This is a genomic window from Streptococcus sp. 210928-DFI.4.42 (assembly GCF_020554365.1).
Classification (GTDB): Bacteria; Bacillota; Bacilli; order Lactobacillales; family Streptococcaceae; genus Streptococcus; species Streptococcus parasanguinis_S.
The window spans coordinates 1-867 of the sequence record NZ_JAJCHF010000053.1 but is presented as its reverse complement, the minus strand read 5'-3'; the positions used below and the strand labels follow the sequence as shown (position 1 = coordinate 867).

General features: G+C 41.3%; 2 pseudogenes. One reads left to right on the top strand and one right to left on the bottom strand.

Going from position 1 to position 867, the window contains the following annotated elements:
- A pseudogene (locus LIZ08_RS10205) lies at positions 1-371 on the bottom strand (MSCRAMM family adhesin SdrC); the annotation flags it as partial.
- Between the two features lie 25 nt (positions 372-396).
- Here LIZ08_RS10205 and LIZ08_RS10200 point away from each other — a divergent pair.
- Positions 397-867, top strand: a pseudogene (locus LIZ08_RS10200) (MucBP domain-containing protein); the annotation flags it as partial.

Here is an 867-nt window from a genome sequence, read left to right as displayed (position 1 = left end):
CAATCAGCTTCAGCATCTGCATCAGTATCAGCAAGCCAATCAGCTTCAGCGTCTGAATCAGTATCAGCAAGCCAATCAGCTTCAGCATCTGAATCAGTATCATCAAGCCAATCAGCTTCAGCGTCAGAATCAGTATCAGCAAGCCAATCAGCTTCAGCATCAGAATCAGTATCAGCAAGCCAATCAGCTTCAGCATCAGAATCAGTATCAGCAAGCCAATCAGCTTCAGCATCTGCATCAGTATCAGCAAGCCAATCAGCATCATTGAGCACATCGGCTTCAACATCACTTTCTACATCTGTATCACAATCAGCATCTAACTCTTCATCAAATTCTGAAAGTGAAACACCTAAACAAGGTGAAGTAATCATCACTTATGTAGATACAAAAGGTAAAGTGATTAAAGATCCTCGTCAAGACACACCAAACTCACCATATGACACACCATATAACACAACTGAGGAAGGTGAAAAACCTAACACTATCAAGACTCCAGACGGTAAGACTTACAAGATCGTACCAAAAGGTGACTACCCAGTAGGTAAAGTTGATGGCGACGGACACTTGGAATCATCTGATCCAATTAAAGGTAAAGTTGATAAACCTAAGTCAACTATTACGTATGTTTACCAAGAAGTAGGTAACGTATACGTTCACTATGTAGATACTGAAGGTAACACGATTAAAGCATCTGTGAAAGATGAAGATGAACAACCAATTGATAAAGACTACGACACAGTAGTAGACAACCGTCCAAGCACAATCGAGTTCCAAGGTAAGACATACGAATTGGTACCAGCAGGTAACTACAAAGTAGGTCAAGTCGACGAACAAGGTCACTGGACAGGTGATGATGCTACAACTGGT